Below are 18069 nucleotides of genomic sequence, written 5' to 3'. Positions count from 1 at the left end.
GCACATTCATGGCGGTGACGCCGAACAGGACCGCGCTGTCACGGGTGGCTGTGTGGTATGCGGGCAGCGGTACCAGCACCCAAAAAGACCTGGTTCTGCCTACGCAGGCGCCGATCCACGAATACATCAGCGATGTCGTAGACGCTCTGAGCGCTGACCACGTGTTGGCCGCTCCCGTGGGCAGCACCTGGACGCTGGCCACCGTCTCTGGCCCTCTTGAGCCTGTGCAATCGCTCGCGGGTGCCCGGATTCGCGACGGCGTTGTTCTGGAGTTGCGCGCGGTCAGCTCCACTGAGCGCTATCGCACCGTCCGGGAAGATGTCGTGGATGCCGTTACCGATGCAGCCGCATCCGCGGGCGATCCCTTCGACGAGACTGCGGCCCGGCGCGCCGGGTTGGTGGCTTTGAGTGTGGGTGGGGTGGCCCTGTGTGCGGCCCAGTGGATGCAGTGGGTGGCGAGCGGCTATTCGTGGTGGTGGGTGCTTGCCGGGGGTGTCGGCACCCTGGTGGCGTTCATCGGCATGTGGTCGGCCGTGCACCGGTATCAGGCGCAGGACGCCGCCACCGCATGGATGGTGGTGTGGCTAGCAGCCGTTGCGTTCACAGGACAACTCATCCCGATCTCCGAACGCACCGGTGCGGTGGGACTGGCGCACCTGATGGTGTCTGCGGTCGCGGTGGCCGGGGCTGCGGTATGGGCGGCGCTGATCACCGGCCGGCATCTGGCCATCTTCACCGCGATAACCGCCAGCGGCTGCGCTGTTGCCGCGATTTGTGCCGTCGCGCAATACACCAGTGTGGCGCCTTCGGCGATCGCAGCCGCGGCGGTGATCGCCGGTCTTATCGGCTTGCAGAACGCGCCTGCGGTCGCGGCCAGCTTCGCGCGGATCACGCTGCCTCGGGTGCCTGCTGACGGCGAATCAGAGCCTGAGATAGGGGAGATCAGCGAATCCGAACTCGCCACAGTACGGCGCCGTGCTCGCCGCGCGGTGCAGATGACGACAGGATTGATCGTGGCGGCGACAGTGACTACCGCCGGCGCAGCAGTCTGGACCATGGATCCGCATTCCTATCATCACCGGATCGAGCTGATCATCGTGGCTTGTGTGGTGGTGATATTCGTGACCTGGGGTCGCACGTTATCCAATGCGCTGCAAGCGTATTGGATGTTCGCCGGTGCCGGGTTTGCGCTCTTGGGCGCGGCGACAAGGCTGCTGCTGGCCGACTCAGAAGGCTGGAAGCCTGTTGCGGTGGTCGGCGCCGTGGTGGCTGTGCTTGCGGTGCTGGTGGTGATCGCCATCCTAGTCACCCCCAACGGGGTAAACCCAAGAATCAGTCGGGCCGTGGAGATCTTCAGTGCCATAACGTTGGTGCTGGTGTATCCGTTGGCGGCCTGGGTGACCGGCATCTTCGCGTTGGTGCGAGATCTGCGGATCGGATGAGCATGCTAGTCGTGCGGACAGCTGCGGTGTTCGGTGTGGTCGCGTTGGTGGTCGCCTCAGGCGGCGGCGGAACAGCTGCAGCGATACCGCCCCCGATAATCGATGCTGGCGCGGTGCCACCCGATACGGTCGGACCTGAAAGGCCGATGCAACAGCGCGTCCAGTGCCAGACACCCGGTGTGCTGCCCGCCTCGAATTTCGCGGACCCTCCACCGGGCTGGCGGCTGTTGAACCTTGAGGCCACAAGGCCTTTCGCCACCGGCGCCGGGGTGGCGGTGGCCGTCATTGACACCGGTGTGACCCCCAACCCTCGGCTGCCACACCTGCGTCCCGGCGGGGATTACGTGATGGACGGTGACGGACTGTCCGACTGCGACGCGCACGGCACGTTAGTGGCCGGAGTTATCGGAGCCGCGCCAGCACCGGGTGATGCGTTCGTGGGTGTGGCGCCCGAGGCGACGTTGATATCCATCCGACAATCCTCAACGCATTTCAATTTGCAGAACCCCACTCAGTCCGATGACCCAAACGACAGCGAGACCGGTATCGACCTGCGTGCTGAGGCACGTGCCGTGGTGCATGCGGTGAATCTGGGGGCCTCGGTGATCAACATTTCGATGGTCTCGTGCCTCAAAGCAGTCCGGCATGCCGATGACAGTGCTCTGGGAGCGGCGGTGCATTGGGCTGTCAATGAACGCAACGTGGTCGTTGTGGCCGCCGCCGGTAATACTGGCGGAGATTGCAAGCAGAATCCGGCGCCTCCGGGCACCGATCCTGGGAGCTGGGCCAATGTCGTGACTATTTCCTCGCCGTCGTGGTGGGCCGACGATGTGTTGTCGGTTGGATCGGTCCAAAATGATGGGGCGCCGTCGTCGACAACACTGCAAGGCCCGTGGGTAGATCTTGCAGCACCGGGGGAGAACGTGGTCAGCGTGGGGAACTTCCCTGATGGTCGTCTTGTGAACGCTTTACCGGGTGAGGACCAGGTGTTGGTGCCGTTGTTCGGGGATTCGTACTCGGCGGCCGTGGTCACCGGGGTAGTTGCGCTCGTGCGTCAAAAGTTCCCTGAGCTGACCGCTCGCCAGGTCATGTATCGGCTCAAGGCCACCGCGCATGCTGGGCCAACCACCCCCGATCCTGCAATAGGTTGGGGTGTGGTCGACCCGCTGGCCGCATTGACGTGGAATGTTCCGAATCCTGCCCCGATGCTCCCGGTCAACAGTGTGATCCATCCGGCACCGCCGCCTCCGGGGCCTGACTACCAACCGCGCAGGTTCGCTTCCTATGGACTTGGTGGTCTAGCTGTGGTGGTCGTGCTTGCTGGCGGCGCATGGGCTGCGTTACGCAGACGGGACCGAAAAGTCCGGGGGAAGCATTCATGAGCGCCCAATCAGCGACCACAACAACTGGGTTCACTAAGCCACCGATGTTCGGGTTGCGATTCAGTACGCCCAGGATTGTGACGGTGTGCTTGGTCTCGATGGCATGGCTGGCTGCCACAGTCGGTCGTTTACACCCCGCCGCCGTGGTCGTCGTGCCAATGGTGTTGTCGGTGTTGGTGTTCGTCACTATCTACCACGTCGCGGTGACTCACTGGACATTGACGTGGTGGGGCTGGCGTCAAAGCCGCACACAGATTCCCTCGGCTCCGCCGCTTGCTGTCGACGTCTTCATCGACGACACGGCCATTGGTGTGGTGGAGGAAAACGAGCAGATGGTGACTTTGATTGAGTTGCACAGTGATCCGCTGGCACCAGCGGTGGTCACCGACACTGAAGAGCGCACGGCCAACAAGTTGGCAATGGCTGATCTGGCGGAAATCATTAGCGAGGTCCTGGACGTTCGCATCGATACCGCAGACTTTCTCTGCAACGGATTTCGAGCCGCTGGCGGTTTCGCCGGTCTCTATCAGCAGATGACCGGGCCTACCGTGGGGCCCGCTCAGCGGCGTAGTTGGATCATCTTACGAACCCAGCTACTGAACAATCTCACGGCAATTGACCGCCGCGGCGGTGATGCAAAGGCGGCACGAAAGGTCGCTGCCGCAACATGTTTGCGTGTTGCCGACACCCTGGCACGTTCTGGTATTGATGCCCGCCCCGCGGATGCGGCAACGATCGACGCGGTCAACGACGAACTGCGAGACGACCCGCCGGCCGCCGATCATTGGTCACATCTGGAAAGCCGCAACAGCTTTACTGGTGTGTACCACGCCGACCCAGACCACGTGGATGTCGATTCCCCGCAGTGGTGGACTTGGTCTGTGTCCCAGGAAGTTACGACCCTGGTGAGGCTGACTCCGTCCGCCACGGACACCACTCGGATCGCCGCGCTGGTGAGGTATCGAACCAGCGCCCCCACTCCGGCGCCCCCGGTGTCGCGGCTCGGTCCTCTGTACGGTGTGCAGTCCGCGATGTGGCAGCAGTTCCGGGTCGGGTATCTGCCGACGGTCGCCCCGATCCCCTCGGCGGCTTTGACTAGCAAAAATCCGAAGCTGCCATTCGGGCCGGCCGGACCCCTGATCGGCCAAATCGGTGATCCCCTTGACCACAGCTATGCCCATCTGCCGCTGGCCGGCCCCATCACCGTGCTATGCCAGAGCCCGACGCTGCTCAAACAGATCGCGTTGCGCGCCACTACGACCGGAAGACCCCTGGTGGTCGTTAGCGATGAACCCGAGGCGTGGCGACCCATCGTGTCGATGGCTACCTCCGGGGTCATCCTCGATCGATATCCCGCGCATTGGCGGGCCATCGAGCCCGATGATGACGACTCGGCTGCTGATGGCGATACCGCCACCTCCGCGCCAACGCCCGGGCCCGACATCGATCCACGAGCCATATTGGTGATCGATACCGACGAGGACTGGCCAGAGAACCTGCCACAAGTCACGATCCTGACCGGTGACGAAGCATGCGATTCCGATGTCGAGTTGGTCGATACCGACGATAAACAGGGTTTTACCCTGAAAATCCGGACGGGCATGACCGCGCGAGTTCGCTCCGCACCAGCTCATGAGGAACGACGCATTCTGGGGGTCAATCCGCCCACCACGCCGATTTCCGTCAGCCCGCCAGCGCCGCGGCCACCAGTTGAGGCGCCGCGCGACATCAGCCCCGTATCCGACACCGGCGGCCACCTCACTGCCGAAGCTGCCGCACAAGAACAGCCAGCTTCATCCATGACCACCTCGCAGCACAGTCCGTCGACGTCGGACCGCGTTCAACACGAGCAGATCAGCGATCAACAACCACATCTACGGTTCGAACCCATCGCGAAGGACGACACATCAGACACAGGGCCGTTGCCTCAACGGTCAGCGCCAACACCATCGAATCCGCCTCAGGTACAACCACATCAAAGCGCAATCCCCCACACGCCGGCTGCCTCTCCGGGTCAGAAAACTGATTGGGCTAGCGCCGTGCAACGCATGCGCCGGGCCAATGGCCGCCATCGCGCACCCGATGATCCCGAACATCACCCCTCAATAACAGAGGAACCCATACCCAGGCCGCAGCCCGCTGATACTCAGGCCCCGACCCGTCCCAACGACCAATAGTCAGCCCTTTCCCGTCTTTTCACGCAGTCAGGACGTCATGGCCAAGAAAGTGACCGTTGAACTCGTCGATGACATCACCGGCGAATCAGGTGCTAGTACAACCCAATTCAGCCTGGACGGGATCGACTATGACATCGATCTGAACCCCAGCAACGATCAGAAGTTGCGCGCGGTGCTGGCCCCATGGATCACCAAAAGCCGCCGGACCGTCAACAGCGACGGACGCGGGACCGTGCCTTCGAGCACCAACGGTAGCTGTGGCCGGCCCGACATGCATCACATCCGAGTCTGGGCGGTGGCCAACAACATGAAAGTCCCGGCCCGCGGGAAGATGCCGACCGCAATCATCGCCGCCTACGACAGCCGATAGCACCCAGGGCCCCTGGTTATCCTTCTTGCGCGCCCACGGCAGATCGGGTGGTCTTGCAAACGGGTGTTTCGACGACAACCGTTGAACGCATGGCGGCTACACCCGACGCGACATATACCCCTGCACCTATTGGGCACAATCCGAGTAGAGACCAGAAGCCACAGCGCCGAACCTTTTGGGCCATTCTGGTTTTCGCCACTATCACCTCCATCACCGGTAACGTCACCCACGCACTGTTGAACGTGCAGGAACGTTCGACGCTGATGCTCACCGTGGCGGCCGCCGTCGCCGTGATTCCCCCCACTGTGCTGCTACTCGCAACGCACTCCGTCGGGCTGCTCGTGCGCTCGATCAACTCTGGCTGGGTCTACAAGGCTGCCGTCATGATCACTGTCACCTTGGCGGCGTTCGCGTTCCGGCTCAGTTTCGATGCTCTCAAGGAGCTCGCGATCCATGCCGGAGTGCGCAACTCCATCGCCTGGCTCTGGCCTCTCACTGTCGATCTGAGCATCGGTCAAGCCACCTTGGCGCTGCTGTCCTTGGATCGCCCCAAACAGCGTCCACACAGTCAACAGACCCCCGAAGAAAACGGGGCTGCTGCGGGGGAGTGTGACATCGAAAGCGTAAACATTGCGCAGCTAGGTGACTCGTCGAACAACACCCGCGATGGTCTGAGGCCAGAACTTCACATCACTGCCGACTCTGCTGTTCCCGCTACAGGTGGGCGAGCGGACTTGTGGTCGGACGTCGCTGAAACCCTTGTCCGTGAGAAGGTGACCTCCAAATCGGTGGAAAAGACCGCCGATGTGCTGCGTCTGTGGGATCAGCACATCCCGCCCACCACCATTGCTTCACGCACTGGCATTCATCGCGACACCGTCAGCAACATCATCAGTGGCGCCGAGGACCTGCTGTCCACCGCAGACCGGCTGCACGCGTAAGGGAAGGGGCCGTCCGTGAGTACCGTACACCGTCGCAGATAGGGGCCGTTCGCTGTCGACGAGGCCGAAGACAGCCCCTTTCCCGCCTTGGCGCCGGGAGCCGCCTACAGCCATGACCAGGTTGTGCACGGAATGAGCACCATCACCTATCTGCGGATGCGGTACCGGGCGTCGGCCACACGCACGCCACGGCACCGTGCGGATACCAGCTCGACCCGGGCGACCCCGAGCAAGCCCACCACACGCGAGGGAAAGCCCCTCGTTGCACGGCCCGCTCACACAGCCGCGCCCTATTTCCAGCCCGGCGCAACAACATTGAGGAACCGGGATGCACCAAAGACGGAAACCATCACAGATGATCATCCTCATATCCCGCCGCCTACCACACGGAATCCATTCCAACGCAAATACTCTCGGAAGGAATCAGCCTCATGCCCACCCGCTATGACATCGGCCTTATTGTCGGAATCGACCTGTTGACCGTCGGCGCGATTGCGCTGCTGCTCACCCTGATCATCTCTAGCCGGAAAATCCTGGCCACAGCAAGACAAGGACACGTGACAGCGCCAGCGCTTATCACTACCGGGCTGCTGCTGCTCACAATGATGTTGCTGAAAACACCACTATCAGCACAGCCTGGGCTTCACTGGTGGAAAGAGCCAATCACCGACAGCTGGGACCTCAACCTCACCATCGGCGCGGCACTCTACCCAGTCATTACGACGCTGATAGGCATCGCTTTCGCGGTCAGCGCCGCGCCGCTGGCCATTTCGATCCGGCAGTGGCTCGATGCGGCACATTCAACCACCTCACCCGAGCTCACCAACCGTCAAGATCTGCGCCGCCGATACAGAATGTCACGTACCGAAGCCCAGCTCGCAGGCGCGATCTCCCATTTCCTGCTCACATCCGAAGAGGGGCGGCGCACCGGAACCATCGTGTGGGACCGATACATTGGGAAAGACTCTGCGACAACATGGTTCATTGCCGATCCGGTTCAAGACAGCCTGGAAGCGGTCTCTGCCAGCTTGCAAGAACAGTTCGCGGACACGGCGCGGATCGCCGAAATCGCCGTCGACTCCAGTCCTGAGTGCGTACCCAGGATCCGAATCGACTGGAATCTGAGCGAGCTCGACGCCGAACGGTACGAACCTCACGGGCACCGATCGTTCGGCTATGGCCCATTGCATAGGCTCTTTCACCCGACCCCCTTGGTATCGCGGCCGGCAAGAGGTCACTGACAGGTGGTCGATGCATCCGCGGTGGTCCTTGCGGCAGGTTGGGGATATTCCGGTGATCCGGACATGCTTCCGCCGCACGCAGCCGATCTGGAGTTGTTCAATTTCCTTGCGATCACACTGTGTGTTCTGAACGTAATGTCCCTGGGCACGGCTATTGCACATCGCTCGCTGGCAGCGACATTGCGTCGCACGGTTCTGCCTGCCGTCGTGGCCGTCGACGCCGCGGTGCTGGCATTGTGGTCATCGATCGCCACCGCGGCCCAGTCAGTCATTCATGAACAACCCGAATACCAGGCACACGACCTGTGGGTAGCCGCGTCGTCATGGCTTCTACCAGCGGCGCGAATTCTGTTAATCGGCGTCGTAAGTATCTGCATGCTTTGTGCGGTTATCCAGGCACTCTTCACAACTGCAGAGCTGCTACATGATTGGGTTTTGCGGGATCGACGGGCCCGCGATCAGTTAACTGCCACGAGTCATGAGGCTATGGGCTGACGCCGTTATGCAGCGTTCGGTCCGAAGCGTGCGGCTTATTGGTCAAGGCTTCCGGGGTGGCCGGGGGTCGTCAATTGGCCGATTGCTTCGTCCTGCAGGTCGTAGGCGAGACTGAACTTCTCGGCGCTGGACCGGAACTTCTGCGCACCGCGTCGGTACTTGGTGAAGCCTTCGTCTATGTCGTGGAACGCCGCTCGGTAGTCGGCCAGGGCGGCATCATTGGATTCTCGTGCCAGTCGTAGGAGCCGCACTGTTTCGCGTTCGGCGACCAGCTCGGCGTGAAGATCGGATTTTTCTGCTTCGAGTTGGGCAATGCGGTCGAGAGCTGAGGCCAGGACCGGGTCGAGAGACGGCGTCCCGATTTCGCTTGGTTGGGAGCTTGGCGCGGGGCTGGGGGACTGCTCAGGCTCGGGGGGATAGAAGTAGTAGTAGTCGCGGCCGCCGGTGCTGCTGTGTTCGACATAGCCCGGCAGAGTGTCGTTCTTGATGCGTTTGATGGCGGTGCGCGGAGTGATCCCGAGGTATTTCATCGCGTGGGCCGTGCTGATGCCGCGATTCGAGCTGTCGTGCTCGTCGTGTTTCGCCATCAGGTGGACCTTCGCGTGCGGATCGGGGTTTCGCTGATCTTACCGCGGAACGATGCTTTGCCTAAACTATTCTCTACCTGCTGTTTTGTAGTTCAAGTGTCATTCCGCGACCTGGTGTTTTGTAGTTTGAACGTCAACACGCCCAGATTTGACGCTAACCTATCTCTCAGATTCGTCTATAGTTGGTCCCAGATGGACGTTTGAACTACAAAACTGCTGATCACAGACTTGTATTTCGAGGGTACATCGACAATACGAGGTCCTTTCCCCGGTTCCTTCTGGAGGTCTGCCCCCAAACCCACCTCTAGTGGTGGGACCTCTGAGCCGCGCCGGCTCTAATGCCGGGTGCGCGAGCGCTTCTACGGCGTTCCTGCACCCGGCATTTGTCGTCTCCGGGTTTCCCATAAGCCTCATGCCTCACCCCCTCTCTGCGGTGTGTCTCCCCAGTCAGGTGCGGTCCGCGTGCGAACATCCCCTTGGGCAGATATCTCACGAAAGAAGTGAAGGGGAAAGGAGTCCATGGTGCGAACCATCACCTGATCGTCGTTTCCGCGTCGCGGGCAACGCATCTCGTTGCCGACCACGACGATTCTGTTTAAGCGCCTCCCCTGATCAGGAGTAGCTGCTTAATTCTCGTAAATGCTTGCCAGTCAGGTGTTTTCAATCGCAAGGCGTGACAAGACAAAGCCCCTCTGGTTGTTGTCGTTGGTTTTGTTGTACCTGCACTCGGGTGTGCGGCGTCTTTGTTGTGCTCTCTCCGGTACTTGCGGTCTGATTCGAAGGGATTGCTGTCACCCAAATGACAGAGCTGATGATTTGTGCTACCCAAGATGCGGGTATAGCGCCAATTACCGAGCGCCCCAACATGGTTGCGCTCACCTTGGCGCCGAACCTTGAATACAACGAGTCTCTGGCTGCTATCACGTGGAAGACGTTGGCGCCGTTGATGGCCGCGCAGCCCACGATGCGGTTGTGGCAGCCTGCCGTGCGATTCGACGAATCCAGTGACCTGACAAAGGCATTGCCTGATAAGCCGGCGGCGGTACCGATCTTCTGGATGAAACGCACGGTGCTGATGGCGTTGGACCTGGACGCCAAACAATGGGGCGCATCGGCGGTCCTCGATGACCTTCATGCACTGCTGCAGCTGCTCAAAGATTGCGGCGCCAGGACGGTCGTCGACTATTCGGTGAGCGGCGGCGCCCACATCCTGGTGCCCTTGCAGCGGGCTGTCACGCGCACCGAACTCGACCCGGTCATGAATGCCTTGGCTGCCCGGTTCGCAACACTCGACGTCAAGCCGATGCAGGGCGACACCGGATACGGCTGCATCACCGTTCCTGGATCACGGTGCAGAGAAGGCGGATTCCGGGTACTGAAAGGCTCGTTGGCCGCGGCGACAGAAGCCTTCCGGCTGCCGAACCCGCCCGAAGTGCTGCAACACTTGGCCGCTGAAATCGGCGCAGACACCCCGGTGCTCGGCGACCCCGCTGTCGTCGAGGATTCGGCCGAAACGTCGATGTTCTTTGAGGGCGCCGGCGCACGGTTGCGGCTGCGGCCCACCTACCGCCTGGGCGACGAGATGCCCGACGTGGTCGCGGTGTTCGCGTCCACCGGGAAGCTGGCCGCCGACCAACGCTGGCCCTCCGCATCGGAGGCCCGGCTCGCGGTTCTCTATCACGCCATGGGCCGCGGAATGTGCCTCGCCGATGTCATCGACCGCATGACCGGTCGCGGGCCTTGGGTCAAAGGCCTCGGCGCTGCGTTCTCCCGCTACAGGTACGACTGGGCGATCTCCAAGGCGTTGAAGAAGGACTGGGACAAGGCTTTTCGGCATCATCGTGACCGTTGCAGGATTTTCCACGCCCGGACACACAAGACACTGCACACGGGGGGACCGCTAACCTCCGCACACCACAAAGCGTGGCTGGCGCACGCGATCTGGTGGTGCGACATCACCCTACGCTCCGACTCTCGGCGGTGGTCGGCGGCTGCGGTGCTGCAGGCGTTGGCGGTCGACTCCTTGCGGGCCGGGGAGGTGCTGAACGGGACGCCCACTGTCGCTATCGGAGTGCGGTCACTGTCTTTGGCCACCGGGCTGCTCAGCAAGGAGACGGTGGCCGCCGGTTTGCAGCTTCTGCGCGAGTACCCGGGATCGCCTGTGCTGCTGATCCAGGAGGGTAGCTGGCTCATCCCGGACGGCTATGCCTTGGTGACCCCCGACGTTTTGGACCCGGACCCCGATACGGTCGGCCGACCCGAGCTGGCTGACGTGCACGACGCGTGGTGGGTGATCGGACATCACCATCGTCGAGTGTTCGAGCTGGTCCAAGCTTTCGGTCAGGGTCGGGCGGCCGAGCTGGCGCAGACTGCACGGATGTCGCTGAGCGCCGTGTACGACAGTCTGGCCGAGTTGTGCCGGCGCGGTCTGCTCGTCAAGGACCGCAGCTGCTATCGGCTAGGTGAAACCTCTCTGGATGACATCGCTGAACTGTGGCGGGTCCCCGAGGAACGCCAGCGCCGAATCGAGACGTACCGCCGTGAGCGCAGAGAATGGAAGGAGTTCGTCGACACCGTTCGAACGCAGTCGACCGACTCCTCGTACCAGGTACAAGTGCAGCTAACGGCAGTGGACGTAGTGCTGTCTCGCAGCGAAGAGGACGACTACTTGAATTCTGTGATGGCAACTGGTCCGCCAGTTAGAGACGATGAAATGGCTCCACCGTTCCACCGTCGCCTCGCGGGTGATATCGCAAATAGGTAACTCATCCGGTCTCCTCGTAGCGGGGTCTTGGTCCGTCGAATCGTGAGACGGTTCCTCTATCAACCCTTAAGCATGAGGGCTGGGTGATGAGTGATCGTTCCTCGGACAGCAGTCCGGCAATTCTCACCGCGCGGGGTGTCTGCTGGGCGTACGTGATGCTGGATGCAGATAGGGCGGCCGGATAGGAGCCTCACCGGCAGGGCCGGTCCGCAGCTCAGCAACGTCCTGAAGGCAGCGCAGAGGGGCTGTGCGCCCAAGGATGCCGGGCTCATGCTCGTGGCCGGCGGACCACCACGGAGTGTCGGGAGCGTCAGTGACCGTCCACTGCGACACCACGCCTTCCCCAGTGCCTCGGTGCTTACCGATCGCCGGCAGATCCTGAAGGAGATCACGGATGAGCTCGGCATCACCGACGGCATTCCAGGTCAATTCAGAGCATGGACGCGCCAGCACCGGAATGTACTTGCGTTGATACCGGCCGCGGCGATCGGACACCGCGTACGTACCGATCACGGGTACGAGTTGTTGCAGTCGTGATCGGTTGGTGTGCGCAGTCTGTAGCCGCAGATCGATGATTTCCTCGTCGAATCGTGGAAGCCGGTCAGCGAAGGTCGCCATCCAATGCCAGTCCGGAGTCTCTGCATCGCCGCAGCGCGCTAAGGGCAGATCCAGGTCCTCGGGCACTTGGTCGGGTTGAAATATTAAGTAGTCGTTCGACTCCCGGGCCTCTCTTTTGCGTCGGTGCCACAGGACGGAGGACAAAAGCCCATCGAGGGCCACACCCCAGGGCCGGGAGGACACCACACCGTGAGGCATGGTTGCGGTGATGGTAAGGGCTTGCATGTTCGCTACGTGAGGTTAGACAGTGCTTCAATGGCTTGTTCGCGTTGATCGGATAGCTCGCTGGCCCAATCGATCTGGCGGAGTTCGTCCCAGGTGAAGTCGGGGCCGCGTTCCACGCGGGTGTTGATGGTTGCGGTGACCTTCCCATGGCCATCTGCGATCCTGCCCCCGAGGTGGCCACGTTCGGCGAACACTGCAAGAACATTGGCGAGAAACCCGATTTGGGACCGGGTGGCATCGGTGATCCTGGCTCCAGTCTGCAGACGAGTGCCAGCTGGGAGGGTTTCAATCTCGAATCGTCCCAGGGGGCTGGTGTGTTTAGTGTCGGTGTCTGCGCGAGGAGGTTGCGTGGTGGTTGGTCGATGGTCGTTGAGGTGGGCATAGAACTCGTCGGCCATCCCCAGGGTGGCTGGGCGGGTGGGTCCGTGCGTCGGACGGTCTAGTAGATGGGCAACCTCGTCGAATTCGGGCACGACTCGCTCGACGGCGAGGGCTCCAGACATGATGCGCCCTGATGCCGACCCGCCGAAGACGCCGATCTGGGGGATCAGGTCTTTGAGCTGGCGTTCCTGTTCATCGGAGAGTGGTTTGTTTGTTTTTGCCAGCCGGCCGCCGTTGGTGAGTAGATGTGCTGCGGGAATCGGCAGTGTGCCTTCGTAATTGAGGACGGATGCGGTCAATTGCTCGCCGATACGGCGTAGGGTGCCCCGGAAACTGCTGCCGGAAATCATGGGAACGAGAACGTCCCGGCCCTCTGCGCTGATGATTTTCTCCCGCCGAAACAAGGTGAATGTGTCCGGGCCCGAGGAGGTGTAGTCCTCGCGGTGGATGATCGACGATTTGGCAAGCACGTCGATATCGAACGAGATTGTCGACAAGATGGTCACTGCTGGTTGCCTTTTCGTTGTCTTTGGACTGTCTCGGCGATAATGCGCACGCGCAGTACCAGCGCTGGCAGATCACGCTGGAGCCAGTCGATCACCGGCAGGGGTGGGGTTCGGAGCAAGACGGCTAGTTCGGTGCGGCGATCGCGTTGCCGCGGAGCGGTGGCACCCAGGCTCACCGCAGCCAGCGACCACCAGCTATCGAGGGAGTCGGCGCGGTAGGCGGCGCGCCGAACCCGGCTGGGCAATTGTTCGTCCCAGTACGTTATGCGGTGATCTTTGACCCAGCTGGTATTCCAGTCGATGCTGTGATGCAGCAGCAGCAGAAGTCGTTCAGCGGTGTCGCCGGCGTCATCGAGCCGGCCGAGGTCGGGGACCAATTCCTGCCATGCCCGTGTAGGGGTGACGTCGCCGGTCATGGGTTTGAGGGTAACGGCGCAAGCAGCTGGCGCCGGTGAAGTTAAGGCTTGGGCGGTGCCGTGAGACTGCGTGCGGCATCCCACAGGGGAGGAATTCGTCGCCAGGGCTGCAGCTGGGTCCAGGCGGTGAGGATGCGCGGCCAACTTTGGTGCGGCCGGGTGGTGATGAGTTTCGGCTCTGGGGCCGCGCGCTGCAGCTGGCTCCAGGACGCGCCCACGCTGTGCCGCAACCAGGCCAGATCTGCCAGCCGCTGTGCGGCGCCGGTGTCCCATGGAAACAGCAGGGTGTCGGTGGCCAGGTGGGCCCATTGGGTGGTCGGCAGGATGTGGTGTCTGCGCCGCAGCTTATTGAAGGCGGGGACCACGACCGCGGAGTTGGCCGGCAAGGCGCCGGCGGTGAGCACCTCACAGAGGTGGCTGGCGTCGCTGTACTCGGTGACCGTGTCGGTGGTGATCAACAGGGGTTTCGCGTCGGCGGGCCGGTTGGTGTATCCCCAGGTGCAGGGCACGCACAGCCTTCGTGATCCGTATGGCCAGGCCTCAAAGCCGGTGAAAAACTCGCTGACGATCCGGGAACTGGCGACTGTGAGGTCGGTGGCGCCGCACCGGCCGCACTTCCCCAGCGTTGGTGGTGGACCCTCTACGGTCGGCTGGCCAGCAGCACGCCAGGCTGCGGCGGCGGGATCAGAAAGCATCTTGGGGCCCAGGATACGACGAATTGCCGGTACCGTAGAGGCCACGAAACGCATGTAGGGCTTGGGTGAGAGTCTCACTCGGGGCGGCTCGAACAGCATCACCACGCTGTCCGAGCCGCCCCGACCCCTACGTTCGCCTGGTAAAAACACCGTCGGTGAACCGTGCTTTCCTCAATGCCTGGCTCCTACACTGGCTAAAAGGGTTGCTCGCCTCCTCGTGGCAACAACGCCAACACCGGACAGAGGGCCGAAGAGCATTGGGTGCCAAAACAACCAGGCCGAACCAAGAGCCCCGCGTGGTTCTGGACATCGAAGCTGGCACCATCACTGCTCGAGACATCAAGGCGGCCCGTGAGATAGCCGCCGACACGATGACCGACCGCGCTTTTCAGCGACTGCGCAACCGGATCGCCGACGAAGCCCGCGACGAGAACCCGGTCCTGACACGCGCCACCCGCGATCGCGACCGGTCTACGCCCCGAGACGTGAGCCATGTGGAATCCGAGCGGCTTCGCGGCGACCTGCCGGAGCCTGAATCGTTCCGCAGTGCCCTGAGCGCTCAGCAGCGCAAGATCCGTTCGGCCCTGAAGAACAGGGTGCTCTCCGCGGCTCCTGCGTCGCAACTTGATGCTGTTCGAACGGTCTTGACCGACGAGGACTCCGCATCGTGGCGGAAGATCAACCGGCGGCTGCATCGGGCTGCCGGAGATGTTCACCAACTCGACGAGGCAGAGCGGAAAACCGTTCAACGTCTGGATCGGGCCATCCAGTCCTACGAACGACTTAACGATCGCTCACACACCGTATATGTGTCGGTGGAGCTTCCAAGCAATCATCGAGATGTCCGCTCCGACAGAGACTTACCGGCGAGCCTGTTTCCCGGCGGGCGAGTGAGTTTCGATCAATTCACGGTTGCTCGTCATAGTTTGCATGAAACGCCGGGGCATGACAGCCGCCGCCATGTCATGTTCGAAATCTCGACGAGCCGGGGTATGTATTTCGGTCGCTCTGACACCATCGAGGACACCACCCATCTGCTCCCGCGTGGCATGAATTTTCAGGTGGTTGCCGTGGATAGCGCACCTTACGAGAGTGGTCCGCACAGTTTCAGCGAACATCCCGTGGTCGTCCAATTGAGGGAGATCTGAAGTGGCGCCGAATGAATGGATTGTGCATCCGAACCGGTCAGCGCTCGGGCCAGATCAACCCGGCCACAACGGTCATTACCGCACTGTGGGCCGCGCCCCAACATTGTCGCCGCAGCATTGCCAAGTGACGATCAGGCTGCCGATACCGCTACAGAAATACGGTGATTCAGATGGGACGGTGACGTTCGACGGTTCGAACTGGAGGTTTGTTGTGGCCGCGGCGCGCAGCTTCGCCGTTGACTATTCCGAAGACGAAGTGTTGGCGCCCTTTGGTTTTACCAGTAAGGGGCGATGGTGGTGGTGGGATGGTTCCACCACCGACTACTCGATACTGGACACTTCCGACGCCGAAGCTCATGTTCGGCGTTATCTCGAGGGGCTTTTTCCGGCGGCGGTGATTGTTCAGATAGCCGATTTACGGTGAATGCACCGCGTGATCTGCACGCGCTGCGCCAAATCGCGGCGCAGCGCCGCGGGCCGCGCACCTACGACCATCTACTTACCCGCATCGGCGAACACCTCGATGCTTACGACGGATTCGTCTCCTGGAGTGGAGGCAAGGACAGCACGTGTGTGGTTGATTTGGCCCGGCAAGTCGACCCGCATGTGCCCGTGGTGTGCTTCGATTCGGGGCTTTTCTTCCCCGAGACCTACGAGTACCTCGAGGACCTCGCTGAACGGTGGGACCTGAATTTTCACGTCGTGCCCGCCGAGCCGGATCTTCTGACCTTGTTGATCGCCACCGGCGGCTTCGACCATGGTGCACCCGACCGGCGGCTGCCCCGGGATCTTGCCTATTACATGATCACCGAGCCGGCACGGATGGCACACGAGAGATTCGGACCCGGCTCGTTATGGGGTGTGCGGGCAGCAGAATCCCGCGACCGGCAACTGCTGTACCGCGCACGGTTGGGAGTAGAAACCAGGGCACACCAACAGCTTTCCCGGCAAGAAGTTCGCGCGCGACACGGCGGAGTGATTCGCCGGGTGGACGGCACGATCACGTACGGCCCGATCTGGGACTGGCAGCGCAGTCACGTCTTCGACTACTTAGCCGGCCGCGGCATCGAACCAAACCCGCTGTACCGCAAGTTCGCCGAACTCGGCGCGCCGGAACACCTAATTCGTGTCGACTCGATGATCGACGCCTCGAAGCTGGCGAACGGCCACATCGCCCTGCTCGCGGCCGGCTGGCCAGATGAGTTCGATCGCCTCGCCACAGCCCTGCCGAGGCTGCGGGATTTCACCTGATGTCAGAGTGTCGGCGCTATCATTGAAGCTCGAGGGCACGCCACAAGGGTGCGGCCCGGTGAACTTCCAGGACAGGGAGGTTGAGAAATGTTGACGCCGGAAATTGCCGCAGGCCTGCAGTTCAGCAGGAACGATCTTGGCCCCACCTACAGATCCTGCGATCTGCTTGCATATCGCGACGCCCTCGCGCTACGCCGTGAAGAGCTCGCCGACCTGCTACGGGTCGCGGTGGATAAACAAGGCAAGCGTGAACGGGGAAACAGTGACGTCGGCCTGGACCTGGCCGCCGAGATGCAAGCCATCGAAAACCTCGTCGAGAACATCGCCGGCGAGGCGGTCACAGCGGCGCTGACCGATCAGCCCACCCCTGTCGAGAACGAATCGGTAAAACTCACAGTGGCGGCCGACCAGGACGAATTCGCGGCCCTCTACCCGGGCGCGCGCACTCTCCAGGACGGATTGGTGTACCCGGTGTCGTTGCAGTATGTGGCGATCGGGCGGGCGGCCGCGGACCTGACGCGACGGGGTCACCAGGTCGAGGTGTACCGCGCAGATCGGCGCGTTGACCTGATGGTCCGGCGCGCTTCGGCCGGCCTGTTCAAGAACGAGACCGTTGATCTGTTGCGTGTCGATAAGAAACACTATTACCGGTGGGAACTGGGGCAAAGACCTCCGCCGGCCAATGCGCTCGCCGAGCTGCAGGCCGTCAACGATTTCATCGCAGCAACAGCCAGCAGACTCGAGGTGCACGCCTACGGTGACGTCGAGGTTCTCCAGACCTATGACGATCGCGATCAGCACCGTTTCGAGGCCGACTACCCGCACGCGCGCACGCTGGTCGGCACGGCCGCCTATCCCGCCCGGATGCATCGGGTTGCAGCTGCTCGCCGAGCACACGAGATGATCCGTGCCGGCAGGCCGGTGCGCATCGCCATGCCCCGCTAGAACCTGAGCGAACGAGCGAACGACCCACCTGGAGCTTTCGTGGCTGTCGGTGGCTATGTCGGCGTGTCGTTCATGCGGCACGCGATCGCAGGCTCTGTGCGTGCACGCTGGGCACCTAGAAATGCCCGCACGTAGGAACAGGGGAATCTATGTCCGTTGACAACACAGCGCCGGCTGCATGGCGAGGGGTGAGCGCCGCGTTTCTCGCACGGGTGCTCGACGATATTGCCAGAACTGGCGGTGACCACGATGTTCCGGATCGGCGTTCGACTGCCGATGCGGTAATGCCGTTGTGGCCGTTTCTCATCGGTTTGGTGGAGCTTAATTGCTTGCCGGGCAACGAGCTGCACCGTGGCGTGCGGCCGATGTATGCGCGGCTGCTGTCATTGACTGCTGACCGAGTGCTTATCGGGGATGCACGGTATGTCGCGTGGCTGGCCGGCGATATCAGGGTTGACGGGTTGACTCGGCGGCGACATATGCGG

At 62.1% G+C, this 18069-nt stretch carries 17 protein-coding genes and 1 pseudogene; 13 read left to right on the top strand and 5 right to left on the bottom strand.

Annotation, left to right across the window (positions count from 1 at the left end):
* Positions 1-8: 8 nt before the first annotated feature.
* The 7 genes from eccD (at position 9) to AOT87_RS12265 (ending at position 8048) form a co-directional block, all read left to right on the top strand.
* Complete coding sequence (gene eccD / locus AOT87_RS12295; protein WP_057970000.1) at positions 9-1442, top strand: type VII secretion integral membrane protein EccD; 1434 nt, start codon at positions 9-11, stop codon at positions 1440-1442.
* On the top strand, positions 1439-2824 hold the full coding sequence (mycP, locus tag AOT87_RS12290; RefSeq protein WP_081344344.1) for a type VII secretion-associated serine protease mycosin: 1386 nt from the start codon (positions 1439-1441) through the stop codon (positions 2822-2824). The genes eccD and mycP overlap by 4 nt, the downstream gene beginning before the upstream one ends.
* On the top strand, positions 2821-5001 hold the full coding sequence (gene eccE, locus AOT87_RS12285) for a type VII secretion protein EccE (RefSeq protein ID WP_240483287.1): 2181 nt from the start codon (positions 2821-2823) through the stop codon (positions 4999-5001). Before mycP ends, eccE begins: the two co-directional genes overlap by 4 nt.
* 37 nt (positions 5002-5038) lie before the next feature.
* The gene (locus AOT87_RS12280) at positions 5039-5371 is read left to right on the top strand and encodes an Lsr2 family protein (RefSeq protein ID WP_057969997.1); all 333 of its coding nucleotides are present in this window, start codon (positions 5039-5041) and stop codon (positions 5369-5371) included.
* Between the two features lie 89 nt (positions 5372-5460).
* Positions 5461-6312 carry a DUF2637 domain-containing protein gene (locus AOT87_RS29065; protein WP_057969996.1) on the top strand — a complete coding sequence of 284 codons (852 nt, stop codon included), beginning with the start codon at positions 5461-5463 and terminating at the stop codon, positions 6310-6312.
* Positions 6313-6743: 431 nt separating this feature from the next.
* The gene (locus AOT87_RS12270; protein ID WP_057969995.1) at positions 6744-7553 is read left to right on the top strand and encodes a hypothetical protein; all 810 of its coding nucleotides are present in this window, start codon (positions 6744-6746) and stop codon (positions 7551-7553) included.
* Positions 7554-7556: 3 nt separating this feature from the next.
* On the top strand, positions 7557-8048 hold the full coding sequence (locus AOT87_RS12265; RefSeq protein WP_057969994.1) for a hypothetical protein: 492 nt from the start codon (positions 7557-7559) through the stop codon (positions 8046-8048).
* 35 nt (positions 8049-8083) lie between these two features.
* On the opposite strand, the gene AOT87_RS12260 is transcribed toward AOT87_RS12265, so the two are convergent.
* Positions 8084-8635 (bottom strand): hypothetical protein, encoded by a 552-nt coding sequence (locus AOT87_RS12260; protein ID WP_057969993.1) that lies wholly within the window; start codon positions 8633-8635, stop codon positions 8084-8086.
* Positions 8636-9446: 811 nt separating this feature from the next.
* Between AOT87_RS12260 and AOT87_RS12255 the strand changes: the two genes are divergently transcribed.
* The gene (locus AOT87_RS12255; RefSeq protein ID WP_131727588.1) at positions 9447-11399 is read left to right on the top strand and encodes a hypothetical protein; all 1953 of its coding nucleotides are present in this window, start codon (positions 9447-9449) and stop codon (positions 11397-11399) included.
* Positions 11400-11522: 123 nt separating this feature from the next.
* Here the strand turns inward: AOT87_RS12255 and AOT87_RS12250 are convergent, their stop codons facing one another.
* From AOT87_RS12250 to AOT87_RS12235, 4 genes are read right to left on the bottom strand one after another with little or no spacing between them, the layout of a single operon-like run.
* Entirely contained in the window at positions 11523-12242 is a 720-nt protein-coding gene (locus tag AOT87_RS12250) for a hypothetical protein (protein WP_057969991.1), read from the bottom strand.
* 5 nt (positions 12243-12247) lie between these two features.
* Entirely contained in the window at positions 12248-13129 is an 882-nt protein-coding gene (locus AOT87_RS12245) for an RAMP superfamily CRISPR-associated protein (protein ID WP_234796401.1), read from the bottom strand.
* A complete protein-coding gene (locus AOT87_RS12240) occupies positions 13126-13545 on the bottom strand; it encodes a hypothetical protein (RefSeq protein ID WP_057969990.1) in 420 nt (139 codons plus the stop codon). The genes AOT87_RS12245 and AOT87_RS12240 overlap by 4 nt, the downstream gene beginning before the upstream one ends.
* 41 nt (positions 13546-13586) lie before the next feature.
* A complete protein-coding gene (locus AOT87_RS12235; protein ID WP_057970052.1) occupies positions 13587-14240 on the bottom strand; it encodes a hypothetical protein in 654 nt (217 codons plus the stop codon).
* Between the two features lie 296 nt (positions 14241-14536).
* Between AOT87_RS12235 and AOT87_RS12230 the strand changes: the two genes are divergently transcribed.
* The 5 genes and pseudogenes from AOT87_RS12230 to AOT87_RS29060 form a co-directional block, all read left to right on the top strand.
* Positions 14537-15388 (top strand): hypothetical protein, encoded by an 852-nt coding sequence (locus AOT87_RS12230; RefSeq protein ID WP_240483286.1) that lies wholly within the window; start codon positions 14537-14539, stop codon positions 15386-15388.
* Positions 15389-15512: 124 nt separating this feature from the next.
* Positions 15513-15812 carry a hypothetical protein gene (locus tag AOT87_RS12225; RefSeq protein WP_240483285.1) on the top strand — a complete coding sequence of 100 codons (300 nt, stop codon included), beginning with the start codon at positions 15513-15515 and terminating at the stop codon, positions 15810-15812.
* A complete protein-coding gene (locus AOT87_RS12220) occupies positions 15809-16639 on the top strand; it encodes a phosphoadenosine phosphosulfate reductase family protein (RefSeq protein WP_057969987.1) in 831 nt (276 codons plus the stop codon). The genes AOT87_RS12225 and AOT87_RS12220 overlap by 4 nt, the downstream gene beginning before the upstream one ends.
* An 87-nt stretch (positions 16640-16726) precedes the next feature.
* A complete protein-coding gene (locus tag AOT87_RS12215) occupies positions 16727-17584 on the top strand; it encodes a hypothetical protein (protein WP_057969986.1) in 858 nt (285 codons plus the stop codon).
* Positions 17585-17772: 188 nt separating this feature from the next.
* Positions 17773-18069, top strand: a pseudogene (locus tag AOT87_RS29060) (hypothetical protein); the annotation flags it as partial.

The sequence above is a fragment of the Mycobacteroides sp. H003 genome, assembly GCF_001440135.1.
GTDB classification, from domain to species: domain Bacteria; phylum Actinomycetota; class Actinomycetes; order Mycobacteriales; family Mycobacteriaceae; genus Mycobacterium; species Mycobacterium gwanakae.
Note: the sequence above shows the minus strand (reverse complement) of the source record. Positions and strands in the feature narration are given on the sequence as shown.

Coding starts and splice junctions, on each gene's coding strand:
- AOT87_RS12280 (WP_057969997.1), top strand. CDS start 5,039: ATGGCCAAGAAAGTGACCGTTGAACTCGTCGATGACATCACCGGCGAA.
- eccE (WP_240483287.1), top strand. CDS start 2,821: ATGAGCGCCCAATCAGCGACCACAACAACTGGGTTCACTAAGCCACCG.
- eccD (WP_057970000.1), top strand. CDS start 9: ATGGCGGTGACGCCGAACAGGACCGCGCTGTCACGGGTGGCTGTGTGG.
- AOT87_RS12250 (WP_057969991.1), bottom strand. CDS start 12,242: ATGCAAGCCCTTACCATCACCGCAACCATGCCTCACGGTGTGGTGTCC.
- AOT87_RS12255 (WP_131727588.1), top strand. CDS start 9,447: ATGATTTGTGCTACCCAAGATGCGGGTATAGCGCCAATTACCGAGCGC.
- AOT87_RS12240 (WP_057969990.1), bottom strand. CDS start 13,545: ATGACCGGCGACGTCACCCCTACACGGGCATGGCAGGAATTGGTCCCC.
- AOT87_RS29065 (WP_057969996.1), top strand. CDS start 5,461: ATGGCGGCTACACCCGACGCGACATATACCCCTGCACCTATTGGGCAC.
- AOT87_RS12260 (WP_057969993.1), bottom strand. CDS start 8,635: ATGGCGAAACACGACGAGCACGACAGCTCGAATCGCGGCATCAGCACG.
- AOT87_RS12215 (WP_057969986.1), top strand. CDS start 16,727: ATGTTGACGCCGGAAATTGCCGCAGGCCTGCAGTTCAGCAGGAACGAT.
- AOT87_RS12270 (WP_057969995.1), top strand. CDS start 6,744: ATGCCCACCCGCTATGACATCGGCCTTATTGTCGGAATCGACCTGTTG.
- mycP (WP_081344344.1), top strand. CDS start 1,439: ATGAGCATGCTAGTCGTGCGGACAGCTGCGGTGTTCGGTGTGGTCGCG.
- AOT87_RS12235 (WP_057970052.1), bottom strand. CDS start 14,240: ATGCTTTCTGATCCCGCCGCCGCAGCCTGGCGTGCTGCTGGCCAGCCG.